The 22,487-nt window shown below is 58.9% G+C and carries 24 protein-coding genes and 1 tRNA gene; 8 read left to right on the top strand and 17 right to left on the bottom strand.

Translation table 11 applies throughout. The annotated features are described in order from the left end of the window. Positions 1-75: 75 nt before the first annotated feature. The 6 genes from ACSQ3F_RS14745 to ACSQ3F_RS14720 form a co-directional block, all read right to left on the bottom strand. Positions 76-911 (bottom strand): IS5 family transposase gene (locus ACSQ3F_RS14745; protein WP_436101997.1). Its coding sequence is split into 2 segments (ribosomal slippage): positions 76-500 and positions 500-911, totalling 837 coding nucleotides; the frame shifts between segments, so codons are not numbered across the junction. Positions 912-1,080: 169 nt separating this feature from the next. Next, complete coding sequence (locus tag ACSQ3F_RS14740) at positions 1,081-1,959, bottom strand: MipA/OmpV family protein (protein WP_436100903.1); 879 nt, start codon at positions 1,957-1,959, stop codon at positions 1,081-1,083. Positions 1,960-2,058: 99 nt separating this feature from the next. Then, positions 2,059-2,406, bottom strand: coding sequence for an ArsR/SmtB family transcription factor (locus ACSQ3F_RS14735; RefSeq protein ID WP_436100902.1), 348 nt, complete (start codon positions 2,404-2,406; stop codon positions 2,059-2,061). A 272-nt stretch (positions 2,407-2,678) separates the two neighbouring features. Beyond that, a complete protein-coding gene (locus tag ACSQ3F_RS14730) occupies positions 2,679-3,512 on the bottom strand; it encodes a DUF3313 domain-containing protein (protein WP_436102157.1) in 834 nt (277 codons plus the stop codon). A 428-nt stretch (positions 3,513-3,940) separates the two neighbouring features. Next, positions 3,941-5,278 carry a sensor histidine kinase gene (locus ACSQ3F_RS14725; protein WP_436100901.1) on the bottom strand — a complete coding sequence of 446 codons (1,338 nt, stop codon included), beginning with the start codon at positions 5,276-5,278 and terminating at the stop codon, positions 3,941-3,943. After that, positions 5,278-5,949, bottom strand: a complete 672-nt coding sequence (locus ACSQ3F_RS14720) for a response regulator transcription factor (protein ID WP_436100900.1) — start codon at positions 5,947-5,949, stop codon at positions 5,278-5,280. Before ACSQ3F_RS14720 ends, ACSQ3F_RS14725 begins: the two co-directional genes overlap by 1 nt. Before the next feature lie 188 nt (positions 5,950-6,137). Between ACSQ3F_RS14720 and ACSQ3F_RS14715 the strand changes: the two genes are divergently transcribed. The 3 genes from ACSQ3F_RS14715 (at position 6,138) to ACSQ3F_RS14705 (ending at position 10,791) form a co-directional block, all read left to right on the top strand. After that, the gene (locus tag ACSQ3F_RS14715; protein WP_436100899.1) at positions 6,138-7,295 is read left to right on the top strand and encodes an efflux RND transporter periplasmic adaptor subunit; all 1,158 of its coding nucleotides are present in this window, start codon (positions 6,138-6,140) and stop codon (positions 7,293-7,295) included. 1 nt (position 7,296) lies between these two features. After that, positions 7,297-10,440 (top strand): efflux RND transporter permease subunit, encoded by a 3,144-nt coding sequence (locus ACSQ3F_RS14710; protein WP_436100898.1) that lies wholly within the window; start codon positions 7,297-7,299, stop codon positions 10,438-10,440. A gap of 138 nt (positions 10,441-10,578) precedes the next feature. Then, entirely contained in the window at positions 10,579-10,791 is a 213-nt protein-coding gene (locus ACSQ3F_RS14705) for an AI-2E family transporter (RefSeq protein ID WP_436100897.1), read from the top strand. A 265-nt stretch (positions 10,792-11,056) separates the two neighbouring features. Here the strand turns inward: ACSQ3F_RS14705 and ACSQ3F_RS14700 are convergent, their stop codons facing one another. The 4 genes from ACSQ3F_RS14700 to ACSQ3F_RS14685 form a co-directional block, all read right to left on the bottom strand. After that, the gene (locus ACSQ3F_RS14700) at positions 11,057-11,755 is read right to left on the bottom strand and encodes a hypothetical protein (RefSeq protein ID WP_436100896.1); all 699 of its coding nucleotides are present in this window, start codon (positions 11,753-11,755) and stop codon (positions 11,057-11,059) included. A 105-nt stretch (positions 11,756-11,860) separates the two neighbouring features. Then, entirely contained in the window at positions 11,861-12,043 is a 183-nt protein-coding gene (locus ACSQ3F_RS14695; RefSeq protein ID WP_436100895.1) for a tautomerase family protein, read from the bottom strand. Between the two features lie 73 nt (positions 12,044-12,116). Continuing rightward, the gene (locus ACSQ3F_RS14690) at positions 12,117-12,464 is read right to left on the bottom strand and encodes an alpha/beta fold hydrolase (protein WP_436100894.1); all 348 of its coding nucleotides are present in this window, start codon (positions 12,462-12,464) and stop codon (positions 12,117-12,119) included. A gap of 14 nt (positions 12,465-12,478) precedes the next feature. Beyond that, positions 12,479-13,201 (bottom strand): NADPH-dependent F420 reductase, encoded by a 723-nt coding sequence (locus tag ACSQ3F_RS14685; RefSeq protein WP_436100893.1) that lies wholly within the window; start codon positions 13,199-13,201, stop codon positions 12,479-12,481. Here ACSQ3F_RS14685 and ACSQ3F_RS14680 point away from each other — a divergent pair, their 5' ends adjacent. Then, positions 13,202-14,089 carry a LysR family transcriptional regulator gene (locus ACSQ3F_RS14680; RefSeq protein WP_436100892.1) on the top strand — a complete coding sequence of 296 codons (888 nt, stop codon included), beginning with the start codon at positions 13,202-13,204 and terminating at the stop codon, positions 14,087-14,089. Positions 14,090-14,273: 184 nt separating this feature from the next. Here ACSQ3F_RS14680 and ACSQ3F_RS14675 read toward each other — a convergent pair. The 4 genes from ACSQ3F_RS14675 to ACSQ3F_RS14660 all read right to left on the bottom strand — a co-directional run bounded on the left by ACSQ3F_RS14675 (position 14,274) and on the right by ACSQ3F_RS14660 (position 17,329). Then, a tRNA-Lys gene (locus tag ACSQ3F_RS14675) sits at positions 14,274-14,349 on the bottom strand. A gap of 127 nt (positions 14,350-14,476) precedes the next feature. Further along, complete coding sequence (locus ACSQ3F_RS14670) at positions 14,477-15,394, bottom strand: PhzF family phenazine biosynthesis protein (RefSeq protein WP_436100891.1); 918 nt, start codon at positions 15,392-15,394, stop codon at positions 14,477-14,479. Positions 15,395-15,479: 85 nt separating this feature from the next. Beyond that, positions 15,480-16,217 (bottom strand): NUDIX hydrolase, encoded by a 738-nt coding sequence (locus ACSQ3F_RS14665; RefSeq protein ID WP_436100890.1) that lies wholly within the window; start codon positions 16,215-16,217, stop codon positions 15,480-15,482. Positions 16,218-16,222: 5 nt separating this feature from the next. Continuing rightward, a complete protein-coding gene (locus ACSQ3F_RS14660) occupies positions 16,223-17,329 on the bottom strand; it encodes an endonuclease/exonuclease/phosphatase family protein (protein WP_436100889.1) in 1,107 nt (368 codons plus the stop codon). A gap of 80 nt (positions 17,330-17,409) precedes the next feature. Here ACSQ3F_RS14660 and ACSQ3F_RS14655 point away from each other — a divergent pair, with 80 nt between their 5' ends. From ACSQ3F_RS14655 to ACSQ3F_RS14640, 4 genes are all read left to right on the top strand, one after another. Then, complete coding sequence (locus ACSQ3F_RS14655; protein WP_436100888.1) at positions 17,410-17,937, top strand: DUF4189 domain-containing protein; 528 nt, start codon at positions 17,410-17,412, stop codon at positions 17,935-17,937. 62 nt (positions 17,938-17,999) lie between these two features. Further along, positions 18,000-18,161, top strand: a complete 162-nt coding sequence (locus ACSQ3F_RS14650; protein ID WP_436100887.1) for a hypothetical protein — start codon at positions 18,000-18,002, stop codon at positions 18,159-18,161. Positions 18,162-18,231: 70 nt separating this feature from the next. Next, positions 18,232-20,136, top strand: coding sequence for a CASTOR/POLLUX-related putative ion channel (locus ACSQ3F_RS14645; RefSeq protein WP_436100886.1), 1,905 nt, complete (start codon positions 18,232-18,234; stop codon positions 20,134-20,136). 116 nt (positions 20,137-20,252) lie between these two features. Beyond that, positions 20,253-21,302: an aldo/keto reductase gene (locus ACSQ3F_RS14640; RefSeq protein WP_436100885.1), complete on the top strand. Its 1,050-nt coding sequence runs from the start codon at positions 20,253-20,255 to the stop codon at positions 21,300-21,302. Between the two features lie 7 nt (positions 21,303-21,309). Here the strand turns inward: ACSQ3F_RS14640 and ACSQ3F_RS14635 are convergent, their stop codons facing one another. From ACSQ3F_RS14635 to ACSQ3F_RS14625, 3 genes are all read right to left on the bottom strand, one after another. Continuing rightward, entirely contained in the window at positions 21,310-21,717 is a 408-nt protein-coding gene (locus ACSQ3F_RS14635; RefSeq protein ID WP_436100884.1) for a type II toxin-antitoxin system VapC family toxin, read from the bottom strand. 3 nt (positions 21,718-21,720) lie between these two features. Beyond that, positions 21,721-21,978 carry a type II toxin-antitoxin system Phd/YefM family antitoxin gene (locus ACSQ3F_RS14630; RefSeq protein WP_436100883.1) on the bottom strand — a complete coding sequence of 86 codons (258 nt, stop codon included), beginning with the start codon at positions 21,976-21,978 and terminating at the stop codon, positions 21,721-21,723. A 68-nt stretch (positions 21,979-22,046) separates the two neighbouring features. Next, positions 22,047-22,463, bottom strand: a complete 417-nt coding sequence (locus ACSQ3F_RS14625) for an Lrp/AsnC family transcriptional regulator (protein ID WP_436100882.1) — start codon at positions 22,461-22,463, stop codon at positions 22,047-22,049. Positions 22,464-22,487 lie beyond the last annotated feature (24 nt).

The raw sequence follows: 22,487 nt of genomic DNA, 5'->3' as shown, positions 1-22,487 counted from the left end.
CAGATAATCTCGCACTGCGCAGCCGCCTCCACGGCATGATGACAGCTTTTATTTAGAGTCGGTCCGGAAAGTTATTCATTTTGAACAGAGCCTTCGCAGCATGAGGCGGATAGACGCCAGCTTGAGGAAGGCGAGCGCGTTGCGCGACAGATTTTCGAAATCCTTGGCCAGCCTGCGGCATCGACCCAGCCATGCGAACGTCCGTTCGACCACCCAGCGCCTCGGCAGAACCTCAAAACCCTTGGCGGTGTCGGAGCGCTTGACGATCGCGGTCGCAAGTCCTGGCATTGCCTTCTTTTGTCCCTTGGCGAAGACAGGCCCCTGATAGCCACCATCGGCGAACAGTTTCTTCAAGAACGGATAGCGCCCGAACAGCGTCTTCAGAACCAGCACGCCACCGTCGCGGTCCTGGATGTCGGCCGGATGAACCAGCGCATGCAGCAGAAGGCCTACCGTATCGACAAGGATATGGCGTTTCTTGCCTTTGATCTTTTTCCCCGCATCATACCCGCCCGGGTCAATGCAGCGCCCCCTTTTTCAGCGCCTTTGACGCTCTGGCTGTCCATGATTGCCGCCGTCGGACTGGCCTCGCGGCCCATCGCCTCACGGCATTTCACGTAGAGTTCCTCATGAATGCGGCCGAGCGTGCCGTCCCAGTTCCACAGGTCGAAATAGCTGAACAGCGTGCTCTTCGGCGGCAGGTCCTTCGGCACTGCCCGCCATTGGCAACCCGTGCTGAGAACATAAAGCAGGCCGTTGAGAACCTCCCGGACATCGACCTCACGCCTGCGACCGCCGTGCTTGGCAGGCGGAATCAAGGGTTCAGCCAGCGCCCATTCCGCATCCGTCAAATCGCTCGGATAGCGCAGACAATCTCGATTGTATTTCCCTCGGTTAGCCTTCGTCCACATCGCGTCCATGCCCTCATCGAATCAATTCAACTGCATGGAATCACAAACGATTCATATCATTCAACTTCTTTGTGGACCGACACTTAGTGTTTATTGGTTGCCGTTGTATCAGCGGATACCAACCATCGCGATTGCCTATGCAGCTGCCGCGATGGCTTGTCATTGGGAGTTAGAATCGGTAGGCGACCCCCAGCATTGCGAAAGGCTGCACATCATCCTTGACGATCGGGCTATCCTTCGCATCACCCAATAGGAAGCCGGCGCCAGCTGCGCCTGTCACCAACCAGTTCTCGGTCATCATGTAAGTGATCGAACCTTTCACATCCACGCGCTTTACCCCGGCCTTCGCATCATATTGCGCCAAGCCGGAGCTGGCCGATTGAGCAGATGTGATGCCGAAGTAAGATTCCATGTGTTTGTCGTCGGCCCAGGTACCAGAGGCGTCAGCCGCGAAAATGAAACGTTCGTACTTGTAGGAGGCTTTGGCTCCCAAGGTGCCCGTTAGGCCGTCACTGCCGCCGATCGTCTTGTCGAGCGTTCCGTAAACCTCGAATGGTCCGCGCTCGTAGCTGACGATACCGCCAATGACACCACCTGCGTCGATGTCGCCGAGGCCCCTCAGATAGTCGGAATCGTCTTCCTTTCGGCCAAGCTCATAACCGCCCTTTACGCCGACACGAAACCCGTCCCGTTCGTAGAGGTCGACAGTGACCCCGGTGATATCGACACTCACGCGGTCACCGAACACAGCCGAGAAGATTGGAAGCGGGTTGACATCGAACTTATCAGAACCCTCGTACTCCGGCATATAGATTGCGCCCGCGCCGATGGTGACTTTCCAGTCATGCAGCTTGTCGCGAAAATCGCCATACCGCGAAGTATCGAACTGTTGTGGAGGAACCATCACAGCATCGTCGGTTTCAAGATCTGCGGCAAAGGCCGCAATCGGGAAGGCCCCCAGCGTCGCCGTCAATGCGGTGAGGCGCAGGGCTCGCCGCGCGCTTTTGTGCTGTTGCGCTTGGGGAAAGCGTTTTTTGCAATGGTTCACTGTCTAACTCCTGTTGTGGTGTACGAATACACATCGTCCTTGCCCATCACGACTGTCGCAGAAAACTGGATCGACTGAACGGAGCGCGAGGACGGGGTGTCAATTGGTGTTTGGCTCAAGGGAATTTCCCTGTGCCTTTGTCGAGCCGCTCTCGGGTTTCAGGCAGATCTCCTCGAGGGTGGCCAGAAGCTTTTTCACGGAAGGGGCTGAGCTTGAGTAATAAATCGTCTGTGCTTCACGCCGGCCTTCGATGAGATGCTTTTTGCGCAGCTTTGAAAGATGCTGCGAAAGCGCTGACTGGCTAAGGCCGATACGGTCTGCCAGTTCATTCACGGAGAACTCACGCTCAACCAGATTCTGAAGGATCTGAATGCGCTTGGCGTTTGCCGCCGCCGACAAGAAACCGGCGGCGGCCACGCAATGGCCAGAAATTCGATCGGATTTCATATTGTCCTTCCCTCCAATTGCGTTGAAACATCACCCGCCGACTTGCAGCACCAGCACACACTGTGAGCGAAGGATTGCCGCAACATTACAGAGACGAAAGTGCCCCCGATTTGGAGACGGACGAAGCCGTGCCTGGGGTTCGGCCGTTACTCGGCCCGTCTTACCGACCCGACGGGACCCGGGCCGATTGCTGGAGGACCCAATCGTCAATCTACGCCAGGCAGGGTTCGAGATGGGGTCCTCAGGGTAGATTCGGGATGATGGTCTGATTTTTACGGTGCAGCTTTCGGCTGTTTGTCGGTCCATTGCGGGGGTGCGCCGAACTTGTCCGCCACCATGCCGGCGAGGCCGGGTGATCGGCCGAACGCATCGCAGGCTGCATACTTCGGTTTACCCCCGAGCGCCGACTGCATGCGTTGCCCGGAAGGTAGAGAGATGTCCAATCCCTTCGGTTCCTTGCCGGTCACAAGCATCCGTGAAAAGTATTTCCCGAAATTCGCCGCAAGGCTGTAGGCGTCACCAACTTCCGAGACGCGCGCATTGTTGGTGATCGAATTGGCACCTTTCGACCAAACGACCGCGGCACGTTGGGCGCCAGTGGGGTCGATCGCCTCGGCTTCGACCGCCAAGCCGCCGAGGCCTGCCGGTAGACGCGGAATGCCGACCGGCAGAGCGAGGCTGGTTCCGAGTGAAACGGCCGTCGAAACACCGGCCATGGTCTTGTTGGTCGGGACGATGTCGGAAACAACAGTTCGAACAGTCAGGTCCGCCGATTGACCGGCAGGAACCAGTTGAAACTTGTCGCTGAGCGCGACACAGACGGCGCGGTCCAGAGCGTTCGTCACGAGGGAGCGGTCCTGCGCTGTCTTGATGCGTGAAGAGGCATTGAATGAAAAAGTGGCCGGCACGATCGCGACGGTCTTGACGGTTGCCAGACCCTGGCCGTCCACGAAAGTCCGCGACTTGGTGAAGTTGCCCTTGGCGGGACTGAGTTGATTGTAAGACGTCAGCGTTCCGCCCTCTTTCAAGGGAACGGATGTGCAGCCGGAGATGATCAAAATAACTGGCAGGCTAACCCCTGCAAAGCTCAAGCGATGCATCACCATGTCACCAGAAACGCAACAGGTTAGATTCAGATATTTTATTGCTGTGCACGTTATTCGACCTTCCGCCAGGATCACTATGCGCGGGACAGTGCGAGCGAAGCATTGCGGTAACATTACAGGGTGTCGCTCACAGTGATGAAAGATAGCGAGGGTCGGGCTTCCTTCGGCCATTCGATTTGGTCGACGCGGCGATTGGGCGGCAGGGATGAGTTGAAGAAGGCGTAGTTGGTCGTGAGCGAAAGATGATCGGAAAAGCGATTGGCAACAGGCGTCAGTCTGCCCCGCGTGGTGGCGGCATAAACCCGAACAGTCTGGACACCTTGAGAAGCCGCTGAGGCGAAGCTTGTGAGAATAATGAAATCGGGTTCCGGCGCAGGAGCCCGTAGCCTAATTATATCTTCATTTTGCCCGACACCAAAGAACCATGTTCAGAAGTGGACCTTGAAGGTGGTTCCGGTTGAAGCGCTATCGATCGTGACCCGGCCTCGGTGATTGGAGACGATCTGCTTGACAAGGCTTAAACCGAGGCCAGCACCTTTGCTTCGCGGCGTAACGCGGTAAAATGGCTCGAAGACCTGCTCTCGTTGATCTGCCGGTATCCCGGGTCCTTCATCGGAAACCGCAATCTGGCCCTCTCCCGAGACGGAGACCGAGATTGTGCCGGTGTTTCCGCCGTGGTCGATCGCATTGCGCACCAGATTGCTGATCGCGCGCGGCAACGCAGATGGGCTGCCATCCCGCTCGAGTTTGTCCACCTCGCTCTCAAAGGAAATCTCATAACCTGCCGCAATCGCAAGCGGCGCGAGGTCAGCCACGACCTTGCGCGCGATTTCGACGAGATCGACCGTCTCATGCAGGTCGGTCGCCTGATCGCTGCGCTCGAAATCGAGAAGCTGTTCGGCCGTCTCGCCCAAACGCGCGACATCGGCCATCAACCGCCGCCGATCCTGTCCCTCCGACATGCCTTCGATGCGTGTCTGCATGATAGCGATTGGGGTTCTGAGTTCGTGTGCCGCATCGATCAGAAAGCGCTGTCTCGACTGGAACTGCTCTCCAAGACGCCCAAGAATGCTGTTGAAGGCGACGATCAGCGGGACAACTTCCTGGGGCACTTCTTCGACCGGAAGCCGCGATCCGGCGCGCCGAGGGTCGATATCCGGTGCCTTTCGGACCACGGAATTCAGGCCGGCGAGCGCACGACGAACGACGCGGGGAACGGTGAGGAATACGGCGGGCAGCGCGATCGCCAGCAGCGGAAAGTAGATAGGATAGGTCTTCGTCAGCATGGTCAGAAACGTCGCACTTTTGCTTGTGTTTCCGCCATACATGACTCTGACCTCACCGAGCGTGGTCTGGATGCTGTCGATCGAGGCAACCTCATCGATATCCGTAGCCCCGCGTATATCGGCATCTTTCATCAGCCGAACGTAACGCGACATTTCGGCGTAAGGCGCCGGCACCGCACCATATGAGGTCGTCACCCCTTCAGGCGTCGCAACCACAAACCAGAGCCTGTCATTTTCTGACTTGAATGCGCGTAGAGCCGGGCTCGCCGTGACAACAAGCTGCCCTTTTGCATCACGCGTGAGCGCCTCATTGAGGGCGACGGTCAACTTGTCCTGTAACCCGACAGTCGGCGACAGGATCATAGCGCCATAGACGCAAAGACCGACGATCACTGCGGCCACGACAGCAACGAAGACAAAGCTGAGCTGCCAGCTCAGTTTCCACCAGAGGGATGGGTTCGAGTCGGTCTCCGAGGCCATCATTCCTCCTTCAGAAGATATCCGACGCCGCGGATGGCATGAACGGTGACCCCCGCCGAAGCATCCAGGAGGCGCTTGCGCAGCCGGGAGATATGCGCGTCGAGCGCGTTCGACTGGATTTCTTCCTCGTAATTATAGACCGCCGCCTCAAGCGTCGATCGAAGAACGGTCTTGTCCTTGCGCTTGGCAAGCGCAAGGAGCACCAAAAGCTCACGTCGAGGAAGTTCAAGTGGAGTGGAGTCAATGGTCACATTCAGGTGCAAAGGATCGATGACTATTCGCCCGACCGTGATCTGTGGTTCCACCAGATTGACTGGCCGCCTGAGCACAGCACGCAATCGTGCCATCAACTCTTCGATCAGGAACGGTTTGCCGAGGTAATCGTCAGCGCCTCCGTCCAGACCTTCGATCCGCTCTATCGGCTCGTTTCTCGCCGTGAGCACAATGATCGGCGTCTCGACCCCCGCCCGCCTCAGCTTCGGAATGAAGGTCAGCCCCTCACCATCAGGCAGGCGCCGGTCCAGGAGGATCGCATCGTAAGTGTTCTGGCGCGTCAACTCGCAGGCGTCTGCAAGGCTCATCGTGTGGTCGGTGACGATGCCTTGCTTGCCCAGCGCCGCCGACAACGCGTCCGCAAGTTCCTTCTCATCTTCGATCAACAGAAGTCTCATGCCCAACGCCCTTTCATGCATTCCTTTTCTACTGCCAAAGTTGCGGCAACATTGCGGACACTCAGACGCGCTCAGGTAATGTTGCTGCAATTGTAGAAGCCTAGCGATGGGAACAACCAAGTCGCCGGATGTGCGACGAGGCCGCCTGCCGGCGGTCATGTTGAGTTCGACCGAGAAGGATGTTCGTGATGGCAACTAAATGGACCGTGAGATTGGCCAAGGCCGGGGTCGTCCTTGGCGGCTGCACTCTTGCCTTCATGTATCTCGATCCCGCTAAAGGAACGGTCGATGCGAACGAGCGCCTTAAGGGGATAGTGGAGGCGGCATCTGCAAGCCAGGTCAGCCGACCGCTCGAGCTGACGCATGCTGAAGTGGCAAGCATTGAGGCCACCTCGATGGTAGAGCGGCTGCGCGTCAGCGGCGAACTCCAACCGGTCAATCGTGCAACGATGCGTGCGAAAGCCGGAGGAGAGGTCCTCGATCTCAGTGCGCGCGATGGACAGGCTGTAAAAGCCGGGGAAGTGCTGGTGCGTTTGGAGACAGACGACCTGCAATCGACGCTGCTGCAGCGCGAGAGTGATCGTGATGCCGCGGAAGCTGAACTGGTGCTGGCGATGCAGGCTCTGAACAGGATGGAGCAACTTGCGGCGAAAGGCGTCGTCTCGAAGGAGCAACTTGACAAGGCAAAGAGCGATGTCGCGGCGAACACGTCAAAGGTTCAAAGTCTTTCGGCGCAGGTGGACATCGCCCGCGTCGCCTTGCGTGACGCGGAAGTCCTCGCTCCCTTTGATGGCATCGTTGCAAGCCGGGCGGTCGAGGCGGGTTCACGCGTCAGCGCCGACGCCGAGCTCCTGACAGTGGTCGACACTTCCGTTCTTGAGGCAAGGGTTCTTGTCTCGACGCGAGAGATAGCGCGTGTGGGAGTCGATCAGGTCGCCGAATTGCAGATCGACGGAATGGACGGCCAGACAATTCGAGGCACGGTCGCCCGGATCAATCCGGTTGCCGACAGCGGTACGCGCTTCGTCCCGGTCTACCTTCGGCTCCCAAACCATGGTGGCCGGCTTTGGGGCGGGATGTTTGCGACCGGCTCGATCCTTGTCCGTGAGAAGGCCGACGCCCTCGTGGTCCCGGCAACATCACTGCGCAAGGACGACAGCGGCGACTATGTGCTCAAGCTGCAGAACGGTCATCTTCAGCGCCAGCCTGTGACCGTGGGACCGGCTTGGAACGGTGGCAGTCTGCTTGAGATTACCGCCGGCCTCAACGAGGGCGACACAATCGTCACCGCCCCTCTCCCCAAACTGCGGCCCGACGTTGCCGTAAACGTTACCACGGCAGGTTGACATGTTTCTGACGCGCATCTCCGTCACGCATCCCGTCTTCACCACCATGATGATGGTGGCGCTGCTGGTGATGGGCATTTTTTCCTTCCAGCGATTGGGGCTGGATCAATATCCGAATGTCGATGTCCCGAATGTCGTCGTGATGACGACTTATCCGGGCGCAACGCCGGAGACAGTGGAAACGGAGGTCACGCGCCCGGTCGAGGATGCACTGAATGCCATCAGCGGCCTTGATGAGATCACGTCGACCTCGTATGAGGGACGTTCCGTGATCACGGCCAAATTCAAGCTCGAAACCCAGGGGGCGGCTGCGGCACAGGATGTGCGCGACAAGGTCGCCGCGATCGAAGCTGACTTCCCCGATGACGTCGACAAACCGATCGTGTCACGCTTCAATCCGTCGGATCAGCCCATTCTTTCCGTCGCCATCAGTTCCACGTCATTGAACGTCCCTGCCCTCACGACGATTGCCGATCAGCGCGTCATTCGTCAATTGACCACCATCTCCGGTGTTGGCCAGGCAACACTGGTCGGCGGCCAGAAACGGCAGATCGACATCAACATAGACGATACCCGTATGCGCGCCCTTGGCGTCGGCATCAACGAGGTAATCAACGCCCTGCGCACCGGCAACCAGAACAGCCCGGCAGGAAGCGTCATCAGCGATTTCTCTGAACGCACAATACAGGTACAGGGCCGTATCGATCAGCCCGAAGACCTACTTGACATGATCGTCGCTCGGCGCGGTGGTGGGCCGCTTTATCTCCGCGATGTTGCTACCGTTTCCGATGGTGCGGCTGATGCTGAAAGCCTCGCATTCTACAATGGCGAAACGGCGCTTGCGATCGATATCGTCAAGGTGCAAGACGCCAACACTGTGCAGGTCGTCGCTGATGTACGAAGGCTCCTGGAACAGCTCAGTGCCGAACTGGCCTCCGAGAAGGTCCAACTGCGTGTCGTCACCGATGCCTCGATGGCTATCGAGGAGTCGGTCAGCCAAGTGCAGGCGACGCTGATCGAAGGTGCAGCACTCGCCGTCGCCATCGTCTTCCTGTTTCTCAATTCCTGGCGCAGCACCGTCATTACCGGCCTGACGTTTCCGATCGCCATGCTTGGAACGCTCGCCGTCATCAGTTTCCTCGGCTTCACGCTCAACACGCTGAGCCTGCTGGCATTGACCCTGTCGATCGGCATCCTGGTGGATGACGCAATAGTGGTGCGCGAAAACATCGCCCGCCATCTTCACATGGGCAAGTCGCACCTTCAGGCAGCGCTCGACGGCACGAACGAGATCGGCCTTGCAGTGATTGCAACGACGGCAACCATCGTCGCGGTTTTCCTGCCTGTCGCCTTCATGGAAGGCATTGTCGGCCGCTTCTTCTACGAATTCGGCGTGACGGTGGCGGCGGCCGTGCTCATCTCGCTCTTTGTCGCCTTTACGCTCGACCCGATGCTATCAAGTGTTTGGTACGATCCGGATGCGCATCCTGATGCCAAGCGCGGACCGGTCGGTCGCCTGATCGCCCGCTTCGATTACGGCTTCGAAGCGCTTGCGGATCGATATCGGCTTGTGATCGGCTGGACGCTGCGCCATAGGCTCGCCACACTGCTGGTCACGGTCGGCATTTTCATCAGCAGCCTGTTCATGGTTCCGCTGGTTGGCACAGAATTCGTGCCGAATGCCGATGAGGGTCGCTTCCAGATCAATGTAACGACGCCTGTCGACTCCTCGCTGGACTATACAGCGACGAAAGTCCGGCAGGTCGAAAACGCCCTGCGAGAATTCCCAGAAATCGCGACGATTTATTCGACGATCAATACTGGCAATTCCGTCGGAAAACATCGTGCCGCCGTGCTGGTCAGGCTGGTGTCGATCGATCAGCGCAAAAGAACGCCGGTTATGCTCGCCAATCCGATCCGCGAGCGCCTGTCCGTCATCCCGGGCGTCGAGATCGCCATTGTGCAGGAAGGGCTCGGCGGTGGCGACAGCCCGATCCAGTTAAGCGTCCTTGGAGACGACCGGACCGTTCTTGAAAAAATCGCCTTCGATCTCGCAGACGACATGCGCAAGATCCCCGGGATGGTGGATGTAAATTCGAGCGCCAGGGAAGTGACCTCCATCCTTTCGGTGCGCCTGAAGCGCGAGGCGGCAAGTGACCTTGGCATTGCCAGATCCGATCTTGCCGCCTCGCTCTCGCCTCTCATAGGCGGTGAGGAAGTGAGCAGCTGGACCGACACGCGCGGGGAAACCTACGATGTCATCGTTCGGCTGCCACCCGAGCAGCGATCCGACACGGTTGCGATCAGCGAATTGATGATCACGACTGGCCGTACCGATGCAAGCGGGTCGCCCATCATGGTGCGTCTCGACCAGGTCGCCAGTATTCGTGCGGTCCCGGCCGCTTCCGAAATCCGCCGCTTCGACATGCGGCGCGAAGTGCTGGTCTCCGCCGATGTCTCCGGCCGGACACTCGGAGATGTGACGAGCGAACTGCAAATGCTGATCGCCAATCGCGATCTGCCCGATGGCTATCGCATCCGCTTCGGCGGTGAATCCGAGAACATGCAGGAGACTATGGGCCATATGGTCACGGCGCTCGCCATGGCGGTGATCTTCATCTACATCGTGCTCGCCTCGCAATTCGGCAGTTTTTCGCAGCCTCTCGCCATCATGGCGGCACTGCCCCTGTCGCTGATCGGAGTTCTGTTCGGCCTCATGGTTGCCGGCAGCACAATCAACATGTTCTCACTGATCGGTTTTATCATGCTGATGGGCCTGGTAACCAAGAACGGCATCCTGTTGGTCGACTTTGCCAACAAAGAGCGCCAGCGTGGTCTTTCGCTCAACGACGCCCTGATCAGCGCCGGTGCCATCCGCTTCCGGCCGATCGTCATGACCACGCTAGCGATGATCTTCGGCATGATCCCGCTCGGTATGGCGGTCGACGGCGGTGGCGCTCAACGCGCTCCGATGGCGCATGCGGTGATCGGCGGCCTTATCAGCTCCACCATTCTGACCTTGATCGTCGTGCCCATGATCCTGTCCTATATCGATAGCATCACACGGCGTCTGGCTCGCTTTATGCCAAAAGCGCCCGAGGCACAAAGCGGAGAAGCGGTACACTCAAAAATGCAGGCAGGGTAAAACTGGCCGCGACAATCAGCAAGGCAAGTCAGCTCAATCAGAGCTGCACCGATCATATCTCAGAAGTTCGCCTTCGTTGTGAAGCCAGCGTCAAAGGCAATGTGATCATTGCGTCGATACAGGCCCGCGATCGGAAGTTTGTCCTTCTGGCTGCTCGGCATTGAGGCCGCCTTGCTCTGGGGCGTTCTGATGGCGCTACTATCGCTTCGGCCGGAGATCGGCGCGGCACTCGTGCGGTTCCCAGCAACCATTTACCTGTTCATGGCCGGCGATTATCTGAAGGCGTTGGCTCTGCTTGCAGTCGGAAACCTTGTGATCAGTATGACCGACAGCGTCTTGCAACTCCTGTAGACTTTCGCCTTCCCGATTATCGTCAGCGGACGTCGTCATAACCGTTTCAATGGATTGTCCGAATCCTTCTTATTTCATCAGAAGGATAATCAAAGGACCGGATAGGAGCACAGCGAGAACGATGATGGGCTGGAGATAGCGGGCAAGAAACCTGAGGGCGGATCTAAGGAGGCTCATTGCACTGGACCTGGTTATTGAGGGTCCGGTGAAGCTGGGCTTCCCGCATTGCAGGGGCATTACAGCCTTCCGGTTTTGAGCCTCATCGTCATGGCGCGGCTGTCACCTTCAGGTTCCGAAAATATGCGACAGTGCCGGATTCCAGCCACACGCCAACGCCACCGCGCTGGTCAGGTCCGAGTTTGAGGTCGTTCACGATGAGCGCGGGTTGCGTCTTGCTGTCGAGATAAAGTTCCGCCTTTTGGCCGGACACCACGATCTTCATGGCGATCCACCGTCCCAGGTCCAGCTCCGCATAGCTTTCGTACTTCACCGGAGATTCGCGTCGGAGCCTGTCGAACTTGTAGTCGGGATAAGCGACATACTGAACGCTGTGATTACGGCGGACCTGATCATTGGCGACACTGTTCGTGGGCCGCAGATAGATGCTTTCAAATCGACCCTCCTTGTCGATACGGAAAGTGAGACCAATGAAGCCTCTGGCGTAGGCGGGGGCATCAGTCACGAGCTCGCTCGCCACTTCGACTTCTATAACTCCGTCACCAAAATCCAAGGGCAGCCAGGCCATGAAGTCCCGGTCGGCGAGCTGTTCCTTTTGAGGATCCTGTATTGCCTCATGTGGCATCGTTATCCTGAAGGCGGGCTCGCCTTTATACATACTGTGTTCGAGTAAAACACCAGACAGGCGAAAGTCGCTGGTCGGAGTGGAAGATGAAGCACCGAATGAATGGCCTTCTGCGGCGAAAAGCATGCCGCCGGTCAAGGGTATGGTGCGTATCAAATTCATTATGTTCCTCCAGTTTGACGGAGCACGGGCGTTTGTTGTCCGTACCCCGGGTTGGCTTATGCGCAACGCAAGCGCCTCCCACGCGGCGCCTCCAGGTTATGGCCGCTACGATTTCTCGGTTGCTTCTCCGAAAAGTTTGCCGGCGCCGGCCCAGTCCGATGGCACAATGTCCTCGAACAGGACGTAGATGTAGCTGGCATCGGTGCCAGTGTTTTTTACGATGCTCTCGGTGATTTCGGCTGCCACAGCAGCTTTGGCTTTCGTATCCTTGCCGCTGAACCAGCTCACGCGTGGCGATCCGAGTGCCATAGTCAACGTTCTCGGACAGACCCTGATTGCGTGGATCCAGCACGAGAACGCGCTACTTCTTGCTTAGCAGGAACATGACGTTGACGTATTCAGCACCATTGGCTCTCCACCCCGGAACGAAGATGATCGGCCGGCCCTCGCCAGCTTCCCAGTAGCAAAGCCTCGCTCCGTCGTTCGTCTCAAAGCTGTTGATCTGCAATCCTTTGAAATCGGAAAGCTTGCCGGGAACGCCTTCGACATGGTTCGGAAATGTAAAGTCGCGGCCAAGCACCTCGATTGCAGGGGTAGCCAACACCTGACTCGAGAATGACGTCAGCAGGGCTGCGCAAATTGCTCTGATTATGAGCTTATTCATATACGTTTCTCCATTCGTCGATGGACGGCGAAGATCGCCGCCCATCGTTGGCTTTTCCGTCAAACGCGGACCCAGGCAGGGGCGACCGTCGGCCCCATGCCAAGGAAGAAGCCGAAGTGAATGTTCATCTCTCCGATCGGCTCGAGAAAACGACTGTTGCTGAGCGGGCCTGCATTGACGGCCTCAAACGAGAGCTTCTCAGCAAGTTCGCGTATTTTCGCAGTCGCATCAGCGTCATCGCCCGCAACGAAGGTTTGCAGTTTTTTAGACGCGCGGGCCTCGGGTGAGATCAGGCCGGCGAAAATAGTGTTGAACGCCTTGACGACCTGCGCCCCGGCAGCAACTTTCTGGATTTCTTCGGCTGCGGAGGTCGTGTGACCCAGCAGAAGCTCCTTGTAGTCCGCGGTGATCGGGTTGCTGATATCGATCAGGATCTTCCCGGTCAGATCTCCAGCTTCGCTGAGAACGGAAGCGACGGCCTGATACGGGAGAGCAAGCAGAACGATATCGCCGAGCCTTACAGCGGCGCCAATTCCACCACCTTCAACAGTGGCGCCGAGTTCGGCAGCCAGTGCTGCGGCCTTGGCCGGGTCGCGATGGCCGATGACAAGGTCAACGCCTGCCGATGCGAACGCCCGAGCAAATCCCGAGCCCATGTTTCCCGTTCCGATAACCGCGACTTTCATTGGTTTATCCTCTTTTGCTATTGCCTGCATATTGACGATGAAATGAAACGAGATAAATCTCGCGATCGTCGCTTTACCTGAAACGGAGTGTTTCAAATGGATCGACTGACAGGCATGGAAGTATTTGTCAGAGCTGTTGAAAGCGGTTCATTCAGTGCGGCTGGTGAAGTCATGCAAATGTCGTCCCAACTGGTCGGAAAACATGTCCAGAAACTCGAACAGCACCTGGGTGTCCAACTGCTTCATCGCTCCACCCGCCGCCAAAGCCTGACGGACTTTGGTCGCATCTTCTACGAAAGAGCCAAGATCATCCTGTCGGAGGTTGAGACGGCGGAGAGCATGGCAGCAGAAACCCGTGCTGTGCCAAGCGGGCGCCTGCGGATCAATGCCCCTGTCAGCTTCGGCATGCGAACCCTTGCTCCTCGCTTACCCGAATACATGAAGATGTATCCGGAAGTGTCGGTCGAACTCACTCTGGCCAATCGTGCGGTCGACCTCATCGAAGAGGGCTACGATGCTGTATTCCGTGTTGGAGAGCTGTCGGACAGCGGCCTGATCGCGCGACAACTGGCCCCCTATCGCCTCGTATTGTGCGCGGCGCCTGCGTACCTCGAAAAACGCGACCCCTTGGCATCGCCATGGGACCTGCAAAGGCACGAGTGCCTCGGCTTCTCACATACGGAGCTGCGGACACACTGGACTTTCGATGGGCCTGATGGGAGGGAGGTAGTTCCTATAACCAGCCGACTTATGGTCGATCATGGCGAGCCACTGCTCTGCGCAGCCCTCGAAGGATTGGGCATCATCTTGCAACCATTGGAACTCGTGAAAGACTGTCTCGCAGATGGAAGGCTTGCACCGCTGCTATCAGACTATTCTGTACCGACCCGTCCCTTGCACATTCTTTACGCCCCAGATCGTCGCCTGACTCCGAAGCTTAGAAGTTTCATAGATTTTGCAGTCGCAACTTTCGGGGGAGCTTGATTATACCTCAACCCGTGCACCAAGCAATTTTTCCCATGAGGCAACCCAGCAAATGACATCGGAGGGGATCGTAGTTTTTGTGGTTCTAGCGTGGAAAAGCGTGGTTGCGGGGGGAGTGATTCGAACACTCGACCCCCAGGTAAAGCCTCTGACGAAGAACCTGTTGAGGTCTTTGAGAAATATTTGGTGGGTGATCACGGGCTCGAACCGTGGACCCGCTGATTAAGAGTCAGCTGCTCTACCAACTGAGCTAATCACCCGTCCAGAACCGCGTTGCTGCGGTCTGATGGGGCGTATAATGGCCTTCGCCGGGCTTGTCTACCCCCACAGCGATTTTCTTTCGGGATTTCTCAAAAAAATCTGTATTGGCCGTTTAGGGCCTGTTTTTCAAAGATAAAGTTCGCCGGCCGCAATCTTCACCGCCTGTCCGCCTATGCGCGCGGTTGCGATTTCACCACCGGAAACGTCGAGATGAAGGTGCAACAGCGATGGCCGGCCCATTTCGACGCCCTGTTCGATCAGGAACGGATGATGCCCGTCGATCAACTGGTCGAAATGGTGGATAGTCCCGGAAAAGGCGGCAACCGCCGCGCCGGTCGCCGGGTCTTCGACGATGCCCATGGCCGGCGCGAACATGCGGGTGTGGAAGCGAGCGACATGATTGATCCCGCCGCGACAGTAGACATAGGCGCTGGCGAGCCGTCCCTCGGCCATCGGCGTGATCTGCTCCCAAAGTGCTGCGTCGAATTCGACGGCGCCTGCCGCCGCCACGTCATGCACGGGGATCATCACGAACGGAACGCCGGCACTCCAGAAGGTCGGCACGTGGTTCTCGAAACCGATCTGCGTCGCCTTCAGGCTGAAGGCATTGGCAATCTCCTGCCGGTCGAACTTGGCGTCGAGTTGCACCGACTTCCGCGGCACGTCGAATTCCGCGAAGGTTGCCGATGGGGACCGGCGCCGCACCGCGCAGCGCACAGGACCGACATTTTCCTCAAGCATCTGAACAAGATCATAATCCTCGTCGTCAGCACCACGCGCGGCCTCTGCCAAAGCGACCGCCGCGCCAACCGTGGGGTGGCCCGCGAAGGGCAGTTCGTAGCCAGGCGTAAAAATCCGCAGCCGGGCGGCATGTGCAGGATTTTCGGCAGGCTTGACGAACACAGTCTCCGACAGGTTGAACTCGCAGGCGATCGCCTGCATCGCCGCGTCGCTCAGGTCGTCGCCATCGAAAACGACGGCCAGCGGATTTCCTTCCAGCCTGTTGGCAGTGAAGACGTCGTAAATTGCATAACGCCGCGCCACGGTAATCTCCCTGTATGTCTTTTCCCTGTATGTCTTTTAACGCCAGACCTTGCACGGCAGAGAACCTGCGGCAAGCGTAAAAGCGTCACCGCTTGTTCTTGAAAACCCATTCCAGGATCGGTGACATGAAAGGCTGATAGCGATGCAGCCCCGGATCGGCGCTGCGGATGGCCAAGGCCTCGTCGATTTCCGGCTCCGGATCCTGAGCGATATGAGCGGCGATACGTCCGATCAGCTCCGCGGCCGTCGCGGAAAGCCTGTGGGAACGGAAAACCGTGATGACGCCCCTGTCGTGCAGTGCATGAAATCCCGACACGCTGTCGGCATCGGACAAGGCAAGCCCGGTCTCTTCCAGCACTTCGCGCGCCATGTTGCTGTCCATGTCGCAGATGCCATCGCGGATATCCTCGGGATCCAGCGATCCGGCCGCGCAGTAGACGCGCCCCGGATTGGAGGTGTGCTTGCCCATGCGAATGGCGATCACCGCGCCATCAGACGAAACAATGACCGGCAGAGCGAACAGGTGGATTGCCGCCGCCACCGGCCGTGTCTTTCGCCACAACAGGAATGTCGAGAACGGCACGATATGCGTTTCTCCTGAGATCACGCCGTCACGAATTTGCACCGCGCGGGGCAGTATCATGCGGCCGTCATAGAGGGCGGGATTGGCGGAAATTTCCTGCGCCCAGTTTACCGCGATCTTGTCCCGCTCGGCGAGGTAGTAGGGATGCGGTCCGTCCATTATGCGCAAATCGACGCGGCTGACAGGAAAGATCAGGCGTTCATCGGGCCACTCGGAAATATTGCTGGTCAGTTGCTGCATGGCAATCACACATTGAGGGAAATGACAACCGGGCAATGGTCGGAGGCTTTCGGCCGGTCCCATCCGGTTCTCGGATAGCGCTCGACCTCCTGTCCTTTCGGGAAGATCGTGCGGTAGGGCTGACCGGCACGGATGATTTCCGGCACGCTTGCCGGGTTGCGCTCGGCAAGGGCCGGTGAAAGCCAGATATAGTCGAGCTGACAGAGGTGTCGTTCCTCCGGTCCACGGCTGTGAAACAGCGTCCATCGGTCGAGTTCGGGCCGCCGCCGCATGGTGTTTTCGACAAAGCCGTCGTGGCTCAGAATGTCCAGCGCGCTCTGCGTTTCCTGCCGCGGCACGAAACTATAGCCGTTGCGCCGGTCGCCGAGCACGTCGATCCGCTCCTGATAGTCGTTCATGTCGCCGCAGATGGCGAACATCTTTCCCGCCATGGTGTCAGCGCCAAAGCGGGTCTCGATGATGCGGCGCACAGCCGCAGCCTCGGCCATTCTCAGCGGCATCGTCGCCGTGCGCCCGTCGAGCCCCTCGCGTGCCGGTCCCATCGATTTGAAATGCACGACGAACAGCGTCAGCGGCCGCCCGCCGATGCGGAATTCCAGTTCCAGGCAATCGCGTTTGAAGACGCGGTCGCCCGGCACGTTGGTCGCGGCGAGCGCATCGTTGAAAAGATCGAAATCGGCATAGGTGACGGCGGCGTGGGATTTCACATCGATGCATTCGATCTTCTGGCCGTCGCGGGTTTCCTCGCGCACAAGCACCGCGACATCGATGCCGCGGCTGTCATTGCCCTCGATCAGGTATTTCTGCCGGTAGCCGCTGCCGACCATGCGAAACAGGTAGCCATATTCGAAGGCCTGCAGCGCCGCCATGTTGTCGGCTTCCTGCAGGCAGAGGATATCGGCGTCACAATCGGCGATCGCCAGCGCCGACATCTGCCGCGTATCATCGGTATGGGCGATCGTGCGAGCTTCCTCAAGCCGCTGATATTCCGCCTCGCTCTTCACGTCGAAAAGCCGCAGAACACGGTCCTGCTTGAGGTTATTGCGAAAGCCGGAGAAATCGAACCTGCTCATCAGGTTTTCGATATTGAACGTGGCAAGGCGAAGGGACATCAGACGATTCCGTATGCGATCGGCGCGACTTTAGACAATCACCGGCAAAAGTCGAACGCCTTTCTCCAACGCCTTTCTCCATGACGGTTCCCACCTCCCCACCGGGCTACAACCTGACCAAAATTGGGGTGGTCGGTTCCCGGCGAATAGCCAGGCTTGATGAGCCGTTCCTCATCCGCAAGATCGATCCACGGCACGAAAAGCGCAGCAAGGGGGAACCGCAAATGCGAAATTGGAAACCGACACTGAAAACCGCGCTCATCATGATCCCTCTGCTCGGGACGGGCGCTGCTGCGGCCCACGCCGACAGTTTCGGCGCAATCTCGCTCTCTCCCGCGACGGGGGCAACGGGTTGGTCGCATGATTACTCGTCGCGGTGGGAGGCCGAGGAGGTCGCGCAGTCCCATTGCTACAAGTATGCCGGCGATTGCCGCGTGGCCATCTGGTTCAAGAACGCCTGCGGCGCGGTGGCGCGCGGACCGGACGGCGGCTGGGGCGCAGACTGGGCAGGCGGACGCAGGCAGGCCCAACGGGCGGCGCTAGCAGCATGCTCCAACCATGCCTATGGCTGCGAGGTGATCCGCTGGCAATGTTCGGGCGGATACTGACAGCAAGCTGCGTATGCTCACAGCAGGGGCTGCAAAGCCCCGGAGGGAACGGCAGTCGCGGAATGGGCCTTGAGGCCTTGCCCGCCCGCCGTCCGCAACGACAGGGCAAAACGCTCACCCGCAAAGACGCAGCATTCCACCTGCAGCAGTATCCCCTGCAGATCGGCGACGACATGTTCCGGGCAGGTCAATATATCTGGGGGGATTCGCCCGCGACCGCCTAAACTTGTTGATTATATTAGGAATATCTGCGATTCGAGAGTCGGGCGCAGAGTGCGGGGCCAGGGGAGATCGATGAGCAAGGGTACGACGCCATGGGGCGCGCGGCTGCGCTATGAGTTCGACAAGAGCATGGCCGCCGGGCCGATCGCGCTGATCGGCTGGTTGACGGTCATTTCCCTGATCGTCATCGTCGTCGCCGGCGGCTTCCTCGCTCTCACCCGGATTGCGCCGGAAGGCGGTCAACCGGTGAGCTTCTTCGAAGGTGCCTGGGAATCGCTGATGCGGACCATGGACGCCGGGGCCATGGGTGGAGACGTCGGCTGGAGTTTTCGTGGCGTGTCGCTGTTCGTCACGATCGCCGGCATCTTCGTCTTCTCGGCACTGATCGGCGTGTTGAGTTCCGGCCTCGAAAACAAGCTGGAGGACCTGCGCAAGGGCCGCTCCCAGGTGCTTGAAAACCACCACACGATCATCCTCAACTGGTCGCCCTCGATCTTCGACGTGATTTCCGAACTGGTCATCGCCAATACCAGCCGCAGGAAGCCCCGCATCGTCATCATGGCCCACAAGGACAAGGTGGAGATGGAGGACGAGATCGCCACCAAGGTGGCAGATCTGAAGAACACCAGGATCATCTGCCGCAGCGGCGATCCGACCGACCTCTATGATTTGAACATCGTCAATCCACAGACCTCCCGCTCAGTCATCGTGCTTTCGCCGGAGGGCGACGATCCGGATTCGCAGGTGATCAAGAGCGTGCTCGCGCTCGTCAATGATCCCAACCGCCGGAGCAAGCCCTATCAGATCGCCGCCGAAATCCGCGACAGCAGGAATGCCGATGTCGCCCGCATCGTCGGCGGCAGCGAATTGCAGCTCATTCTGGCCGACGACCTGATTTCCCGCATCGTCGTGCATTCCAGCCGACAGTCGGGGCTCAGCGCCGTCTATTCCGAACTGCTCGATTTCGATGGCTGCGAGATCTACACGCTGGAGCAGCCCGACATCACCGGCAAGAGCTTTGCCGCCGCCGTCATGGCCTATGAGACCTCGACGCTGATCGGGCTTTGTGACGAAGGGGGCAAGGTGCATCTCAATCCGCCGCCAGGCCGCATCTTCAAGCAGGGCGAGCGCGCCGTCATCATCGCCGAGGACGATGCCGCGATCACATCGGGGAACAATGAAATTCATATCGAGAAGGACGCCATCCTGCCCGGCGAAGCACGCGACCCTGGCCCGGAGCGAACGCTGCTGCTCGGCTGGAACCGGCGCGGACCGATCATCACCTTCGAACTGTCGCGCTATGTCGCCCCCGGCTCGCTCCTCACGATCGCAGCCGATACGCCGGAACTGGAGGACGACATCAAAGCCCTCAAGGTTGCCAACGGCAATATGGCCGTCGATTACCACGTGATAGACACGAGTAGCCGCGCCGAACTCGAGGCGCTCGACATCCCGGGCTACGACCATGTGCTCGTTCTCGGCTACAGCGACCACATGGCGCCGCAGCCGGCCGATACCCGCACGCTGGTGACGCTGCTGCAACTGCGCAAGATCGCCGAACAGGCGGGCCGGCATATCAGCGTCGTCAGCGAGATGACGGACGTGCGCAACCGGGAACTGGCGGAAGTGACCCGCGCCGACGATTTCGTCGTCAGCAACAAGCTGGTGAGCCTGATGCTGGCCCAGGCCTCCGAGAATGAATCCATGGCAGCCATCTTCGATGAGCTTCTCGACGAGGACGGGTCGGAAATCTACATGCGCCCGGTCAGCGACTATGTGGCGATCGGCGAACCGGTGACCTTCTACACGATCTGCCTCGCCGCCCTGCGCCGCGGCGAAGTGGCCATCGGCTATCGCCGGCAGCGCGACGGCGGTCCGGATCTGCGCAAGCTCGGCGGCGTTACCGTCAATCCTGCGAAGTCGGAAAAGCTGCTCTACGGCGAAACCGACAGTGTCATCGTCCTTGCCAAGGATTGAATATAGGCGCGACGTGATGACAGGCGGCGGTTTTCCAGCCGCCGCCCCTTTCCTTTTCGCTGAGCGGCTCTAACTTCGCCGCGTCTGCACATTCTCAAATCGAGTGGGATATCATCATGGAATATCGTCTTCTCGGTCGCTCCGGCCTCAAGGTTTCGACACTGACCATGGGTACCATGACCTTTGGCGGCAAAGGCTGGGCCAAGACCGTCGGCGACCTCGGCGTCAATGACGCGCGCAGGCTCGTCGATCTCTGCCTCGATGCCGGCGTCAACCTGATCGATACGGCGGATGTCTATTCGCAAGGTGTGTCGGAAGAAATCATCGGTGAAATTACCGGCGGCAAGCGCAAGAACGGCGTGCTGATCGCAACCAAGGCCCGCTTTCCGATGGGCGACGGCCCGAACGACGCCGGTTCCTCCCGGCACCATCTGATCCGCGCCTGCGAGGCGAGTTTGAAACGCCTGAAGACCGATGTCATCGATCTCTATCAGTTGCACGAATGGGACGGTCAGACGCCGCTTGAGGAGACCATGGAAGCGCTCGACATGCTCGTGCGCCAGGGCAAGGTGCGCTATATCGGTTGCTCGAATTTCTCCGGCTGGCACATCATGAAGGCGCTCGGCGTCAGCGCCGCCGACCATCGCCAGCGCTTCGTCAGCCAGCAGATCCACTACACGCTCGAGTCGCGCGACGCCGAATATGAACTCCTGCCGATCTCGATCGACCAGGGCCTCGGCGTTCTGGTCTGGAGCCCGCTGGCCGGTGGCCTTCTCTCCGGCAAGCACCGGCGCAACAAGACAGCGGAGGGCTCACGCCAGCTGGCCGGCTGGGATGAGCCGCCGATCCGCGACGAGGACCGCCTCTGGACCATCGTCGACACGCTCGTCGATATCGCGGGAAGCCGCAACATTTCTGCGGCACAGGTGGCGCTCGCCTGGCTGATCGGCCGCAAGGCCGTCACCTCCGTCATCATCGGCGGCCGCACCGAAGCCCAGTTCAAGGACAACCTCGCGAGCGCCGACCTCGTTTTGTCTGCCGAAGAACGCCAGCGCCTCGACGACGTCAGCGTCCCGCCCGTGCTCTACCCTTACTGGCACCAGCTACGTACCGCCAAGGACCGGCTCGGTGAAGCGGATTTGTCGCTGCTGGGGCCGCACGTATAAGCCGAAGCTATCTGGTTTCAAAGGGATTGAGCAATTTCACCGGGAAATGCTCGAAATCCCGAACGTTCCGGGTGACGACAGTGAGGCCGTGGATAATCGCCGTCGCCGCGATCATGGCATCAGCAACGAGGTGCGGATCACGCCGATGCATGAGCTTCGCCCATTCGATCATGCATTGCCCATCAAGAGGCAAAACACTCGTGCTTTGCATCAACTGGCCAAGCCACGCCTCGATCGAACCGGCGCGCTGGCTGTCCTGTTCGCGCGCCGCTTCGATGCCACGCTGAATTTCCCCGATGGTGATTGCAGAAACCGCAAGCATTCGCTCATCCGTCGCGGCGATCCAGGCGAGTACGGCGCCATGCGGCTTCGGTCGCCGCAACTCGGAAACGACATTGGTATCGAGAAGATACACTGCCTATTCCTCAGCCGGGATCGACCGCCACTCCCACTCCTTGCGTGAAGGAATGTCCATTACAAATCGAGGCTCGTCGGCCAGCAGGACGTCTTTCACGCCTGGTTTTGCCCGTTTGTTGAGGTCATTCCATGCGTCAAGCGGTACCAGCACGGCTTTCGCCTCGCCTCGCCGCGATACAAGCTGCGGCCCTTCTGTCAAACATGTGTCAAGAAATTCGCTGAAATGAGCTTTCGCATCCTGAACCGGCCATTCTCGCATCGATTTGCCCCAAAAAATGACTAGTCAGCAATCTAGTCATTTTGTGATTTGAATGCAACTGAGGCGCCTCAAATCGTCGTCAGCAGCAAACTCGTTTCCGATTTCGATACCCCTTCCAGCGCCCGGATATGACGCAGCACGCGGTCGAATTCGGCAAGGTTCTCCGTCTGGATCTCGGCGACGAGATCCCAGGCGCCGTTCGTCGTGTGGAGCGCGCGAATTTCCGGGATACCGCGTAGAGTCTTGATCGCCGACACTGTTTTCTGGCCGGTAATCTCGATCAGCATGACGGTGCGAACCGCATGCGGATCCTCAGCCGCCGCGATGCGGACGGTGAAGCCGGCGATTATGCCATCGGCGGTAAGCCGGTCGATCCGGTTCTGCACCGTTCCGCGCGATATTTTCAGCAGATCCGCCAGCTTCGAGATCGAAGCGCGACCATCCGTTCTGAGGATTGCCAGCAAGCGCCGGTCCGTATTGTCCATGAAGCCTAGCCCCTTACCAATTTG

Origin of the sequence: Pararhizobium sp. LjRoot238, assembly GCF_964252955.1 — a bacterium.
GTDB lineage: Bacteria > Pseudomonadota > Alphaproteobacteria > Rhizobiales > Rhizobiaceae > Pararhizobium.
The sequence above is the reverse complement of the archived record's forward strand: the minus strand, read 5'-3'. Positions and strand labels throughout refer to the sequence as shown.

Bases quoted from the DNA above. Each gene is read 5' to 3' on its own strand.
- ACSQ3F_RS14630 (WP_436100883.1), bottom strand. From the start codon at position 21,978: ATGCGAGAATGGCCGGTTCAGGATGCGAAAGCTCATTTCAGCGAATTT.
- ACSQ3F_RS14715 (WP_436100899.1), top strand. From the start codon at position 6,138: ATGGCAACTAAATGGACCGTGAGATTGGCCAAGGCCGGGGTCGTCCTT.
- ACSQ3F_RS14655 (WP_436100888.1), top strand. From the start codon at position 17,410: ATGACGGTTCCCACCTCCCCACCGGGCTACAACCTGACCAAAATTGGG.
- ACSQ3F_RS14640 (WP_436100885.1), top strand. From the start codon at position 20,253: ATGGAATATCGTCTTCTCGGTCGCTCCGGCCTCAAGGTTTCGACACTG.
- ACSQ3F_RS14720 (WP_436100900.1), bottom strand. From the start codon at position 5,949: ATGAGACTTCTGTTGATCGAAGATGAGAAGGAACTTGCGGACGCGTTG.
- ACSQ3F_RS14730 (WP_436102157.1), bottom strand. From the start codon at position 3,512: ATGGTGATGCATCGCTTGAGCTTTGCAGGGGTTAGCCTGCCAGTTATT.
- ACSQ3F_RS14735 (WP_436100902.1), bottom strand. From the start codon at position 2,406: ATGAAATCCGATCGAATTTCTGGCCATTGCGTGGCCGCCGCCGGTTTC.
- ACSQ3F_RS14665 (WP_436100890.1), bottom strand. From the start codon at position 16,217: ATGCAGCAACTGACCAGCAATATTTCCGAGTGGCCCGATGAACGCCTG.
- ACSQ3F_RS14650 (WP_436100887.1), top strand. From the start codon at position 18,000: ATGGGCCTTGAGGCCTTGCCCGCCCGCCGTCCGCAACGACAGGGCAAA.
- ACSQ3F_RS14645 (WP_436100886.1), top strand. From the start codon at position 18,232: ATGAGCAAGGGTACGACGCCATGGGGCGCGCGGCTGCGCTATGAGTTC.
- ACSQ3F_RS14680 (WP_436100892.1), top strand. From the start codon at position 13,202: ATGGATCGACTGACAGGCATGGAAGTATTTGTCAGAGCTGTTGAAAGC.
- ACSQ3F_RS14625 (WP_436100882.1), bottom strand. From the start codon at position 22,463: ATGGACAATACGGACCGGCGCTTGCTGGCAATCCTCAGAACGGATGGT.
- ACSQ3F_RS14690 (WP_436100894.1), bottom strand. From the start codon at position 12,464: ATGGGCGGCGATCTTCGCCGTCCATCGACGAATGGAGAAACGTATATG.
- ACSQ3F_RS14660 (WP_436100889.1), bottom strand. From the start codon at position 17,329: ATGTCCCTTCGCCTTGCCACGTTCAATATCGAAAACCTGATGAGCAGG.
- ACSQ3F_RS14700 (WP_436100896.1), bottom strand. From the start codon at position 11,755: ATGAATTTGATACGCACCATACCCTTGACCGGCGGCATGCTTTTCGCC.
- ACSQ3F_RS14725 (WP_436100901.1), bottom strand. From the start codon at position 5,278: ATGGCCTCGGAGACCGACTCGAACCCATCCCTCTGGTGGAAACTGAGC.
- ACSQ3F_RS14710 (WP_436100898.1), top strand. From the start codon at position 7,297: ATGTTTCTGACGCGCATCTCCGTCACGCATCCCGTCTTCACCACCATG.